This window comes from Mucilaginibacter sp. P4_G9 (assembly GCF_056400985.1).
The window spans coordinates 1-3,789 of record NZ_JBFUKF010000460.1; the positions used below are offsets into that span (position 1 = coordinate 1).

4 protein-coding genes are annotated in these 3,789 nt (G+C 41.6%); 1 reads left to right on the plus strand and 3 read right to left on the minus strand.

Annotated features, from left to right (window positions below):
• Nucleotides 1-26 precede the first annotated feature (26 nt).
• Complete coding sequence (locus AC1DPZ_RS23705) at nt 27-935, plus strand: cation:proton antiporter (RefSeq protein WP_477408117.1); 909 nt, start codon at nt 27-29, stop codon at nt 933-935.
• 1 nt (nt 936) lies between these two features.
• Here AC1DPZ_RS23705 and AC1DPZ_RS23710 read toward each other — a convergent pair whose 3' ends face one another.
• Genes AC1DPZ_RS23710 through AC1DPZ_RS23720 form a run of 3 tightly spaced genes read right to left on the minus strand, consistent with a single transcriptional unit; the run spans nt 937 to nt 3,702 of the window.
• Nucleotides 937-1,545 (minus strand): FMN-binding negative transcriptional regulator, encoded by a 609-nt coding sequence (locus AC1DPZ_RS23710; RefSeq protein WP_477408111.1) that lies wholly within the window; start codon nt 1,543-1,545, stop codon nt 937-939.
• 56 nt (nt 1,546-1,601) lie between these two features.
• A complete protein-coding gene (locus tag AC1DPZ_RS23715) occupies nt 1,602-2,549 on the minus strand; it encodes an N-acetylornithine carbamoyltransferase (RefSeq protein ID WP_477408113.1) in 948 nt (315 codons plus the stop codon).
• A 25-nt stretch (nt 2,550-2,574) separates the two neighbouring features.
• Nucleotides 2,575-3,702, minus strand: coding sequence for an aspartate aminotransferase family protein (locus AC1DPZ_RS23720; protein WP_477408115.1), 1,128 nt, complete (start codon nt 3,700-3,702; stop codon nt 2,575-2,577).
• Nucleotides 3,703-3,789 lie beyond the last annotated feature (87 nt).

The following is a 3,789-nucleotide window of genomic DNA, read 5'->3' on the forward strand; positions in this document are numbered from 1 at the left end:
CATTGGGGGTATAGCTATCTACCACTATTTTTGGGTTCCTTTTATATTATCTGGCGCCTTTTTTTCATATCCATATGCCGCTCATGTATTGCTTTTTGTTTGGAGCACTGGTTTCACCAACAGATCCGATAGCGGTATCAGCAATCGTAAAAAATTCAAAGCTCCCTACCCACCTCGAAACCATTATCTCGGGCGAATCGCTGTTTAATGATGGCATAGGATTGCTCCTGTTTGTGATTATTTTGGAGATAACAAAGGTTGGAGAGGATAATATTGAGGCATCAAAGGTTTTAATGCTAATAGTTAAAGAGGTTTTTGGGGGCATATTGGCCGGTGCATTCATGGGTTACCTTGCCCAGCGGCTGATGAAATCGGTTAAGGATTTTCAAACCATCGTATTAATCTCGTTGGCACTTGTTATGGGCTTATCGGTACTGGCAACTATTTTTAGTTTCTCGATACCTTTATCAATAGTAACCGCGGGCCTGTTTGCAGGCAGCCACTCCATAAACCAGGATAACAAAGAAAGATCGCACGAAGCGTTGGAGAAATTCTGGCAGCTGGTTGATGAAATGCTGAATACTATTCTGTTTGTAATGATAGGTTTACAGCTAATTAATTTACCGTTTGTAAATAATTACTGGGTAACAGGCAGTATATCTATTGTGTTTATATTATTGGCCCGTTGGTTAAGTATTATGTTACCATTAACCTTTTTACGCCAATCCTTAAAAGTAAATTACAGCAATATTAATGTAATGACATGGGCTGGTTTAAGGGGGGCTATATCTATTGCGCTGRCTTTAACATTGCCGGCAACACCTTACCGCCATTTGATCTTATCCGGCAGTTACTTTATCGTAATATTCTCGGTAATTGTACAGGGGCTAACGCTTAACGCTATGATCAACAAGGCGTCGAAATTTATAGGTTAACCTATTTTAATTTCGACATATACTTAGCTATTTCACTTTCGTTGGTATCTGTACTTTTCTCTAAAGAATTAATGATATTTTCTTTTTCTAAGGCCGAACGGTTTTGACTGAGCTTCTGTTTGGCCTGCAGCTCGTCCACCACAACTTCAAACGCAACTATGCCTTTCATCATTTTTTGTTTGTATTCACCAGGTAAGCCATTCCATTGTTGAAGATAAGCCGGTTCGTAATTGCTTATCATTTTAGCAAGCAGCGCAGCAGTTTCGTCACCTTCGGGGATGAGTGTTGCCTTGCCGTAGGCATGCACCGCTAAATAGTTCCAGGTAGGCACGTTGGTTTCCTTTTCGTAATTGGTAGGTGATATGTAGGCGTGAGGTTCGGTAAATATTACTAAAATTGGTTTATTAGTTATATCCAATGCCTGCGGATTTGCCTTCGCAAAATGCGAGAGCAAAACTATTTTATCATCGCGCAGCTCAATCAAAAAGGGGAGGTGTGTAGCCACCGGTATATTATCATCGGCTGTAACTATAGTAGCAAAGCTGTATCGTTGCATAAAGCTGATAGCTTCCTGCTCATCGGGAAATTTATTGAAAGAAGGTATATACATAGCAAAGAGTCAGGATATAAGATTCAAGAAACAAGACCTGTATAAATCCTGTGTATTTACAAACTTTCCAGCATTTGCTTCAACACTGCCTGCGCAGCCCAAACCCGGTTACCAGCTTCATGTACAACAATGGAATTTGGGCCATCCAAAATCTCATCAGATAATTCCAGGTTACGGCGTACTGGCAGGCAATGCATCACTTTGGCATTATTGGTTGCTTTCAGCTTTTCGTTAGTAAGCATCCATTCTTCGTTTTTACCCAGTATGTTACCGTAAGGCTCGTAAGCCGACCAGTTTTTTACGTAGATAAAATCGGCGCCGGCMAATGCTTCATCCTGGTCATAAGTGATTTTGGCACCTTGGGTAAAATCGGCACAAAGTTCATAGCCTTTGGGCTGAACTATGGTGAAATCTACATCAGCCTTGCACATCCACTCGGCAAATGAATTGGGAACGGCTTGTGGCAGGGGTTTAATATGAGGCGCCCAGGTTAATACAACCTTAGGGCGCTCGGTATTTTTTAATTCTGTTATTGTGACTAAATCTGCTAAGCTTTGTAATGGGTGACGGGTGGCCGATTCAAGGCTCACTACCGGTACTCTGCAAAACTCCACAAACTTGTTAAATATCATTTCGCTATAATCTTCCTCGCGGTTCCGCAATCCCGGGAATGAACGTACACCAATAATATCGGCATATTGCCCCATTACACCGGCAGCTTCGCGGATATGTTCTACTGTAGTGCCGTCCATAATCACGCCATCGCGTAACTCCAATGCCCATCCTTCTTTATCAATATTAAGCACCATCACGTTCATACCCAGGTTAAGGGCTGCTTTTTGAGTGCTCATACGGGTACGCAAACTTGGATTTAAAAACACCAATGCCAGTGTTTTATTTTTACCCAGATCCTGGTGGGCATAAGGATTTTGTTTAAGCGCCAAAGCCTCTTTTACAAGTGCATTGATATCGGTAACATCGTTTACAGAAGAAAATAGTTTCATCGGTCGGGAAAATTTATATTACGATCTATTGATTTAAAACATTTACAAAAGCTTCGAGGAACCTGTCTGCGTGGGCTTTGGTCAAATTTAAGGCTGGTAATAGTCTTACTACGTTTGGTTTGGCTTCACCAGTAAAAATATTATGTTTAAATAACAGCTCTTTACGTGCATGAGCCAATTCCTGGGGTAATTCAATACCTATCATCAAACCACGGCCTCTAACTTCTTTAACTTGTTCAAGCTTTTTAAGCTCTTTTATCAGGTATTCGCCTACTGTTGCTGCATTTTGCATCAGGTTATCCTGCTCCATTACCTCAAGTACCGCTAAACCGGCTGCGCAAGCCAAATGGTTACCACCAAAAGTTGTACCGAGCATACCGTAAGCTGGCTGTATTTTTGGCGAGATAATGATTCCTCCAACCGGGAAGCCATTACCCATGCCTTTTGCCATAGAATAGATATCAGCATCAACACCGGCAAAATCCTGTGAAAAGAATTTACCTGTACGCCCGTAACCACATTGTACCGAATCGGCAATAAAAACAGCGTTATGCTCATCGCAAAGGGAGCGGATCTTTTGCAGAAAACTTTCCGGCGCCACCTGGATCCCGCCAACACCCTGGATGCCTTCAATGATCACAGACGAAATTTCGTTATCGGCAAATGCCTGCGCTAAAGCTGCTTCGTCTGCCCATGGTAAAAAGATCACATTATCGGTCTCGTTAATAGGCGCAACAATTTTTGGATTATCGGTAACGGCAACTGCTAAAGATGTGCGACCATGAAATGCCTTTGTAAACGCGATAACTTTCTTTTTACCGTTATAAAAGGATGCCAGTTTTAAGGCATTTTCATTAGCCTCGGCACCAGAGTTACATAGGAATAACTGGTAATCATCTTTACCGGATACTTTACCTAACTTTTGGGCCAGTTCTTTTTGAATCGGGATTTCGATGGAGTTGGAGTAAAAGCCTAATTGATGTAGCTGGTCTTCCAACCGTTTTACATAATGAGGGTGGGTATGGCCGATAGATATTACGGCATGACCACCATACATATCAAGGTATTCATTATCCTGGGCGTCATAAACAAGGCTGCCCTGGCCTCTAACTATATTTATGGGATTAATAGGGTATACGTCAAATAATTTCATATCATTTAAGCTGAAAGCTAAAAGCCGAAGGCATAAAGCTTTATTTTCTAAGTGTTTTAATCAGGCCTATCAGCATTGCCTTAACTT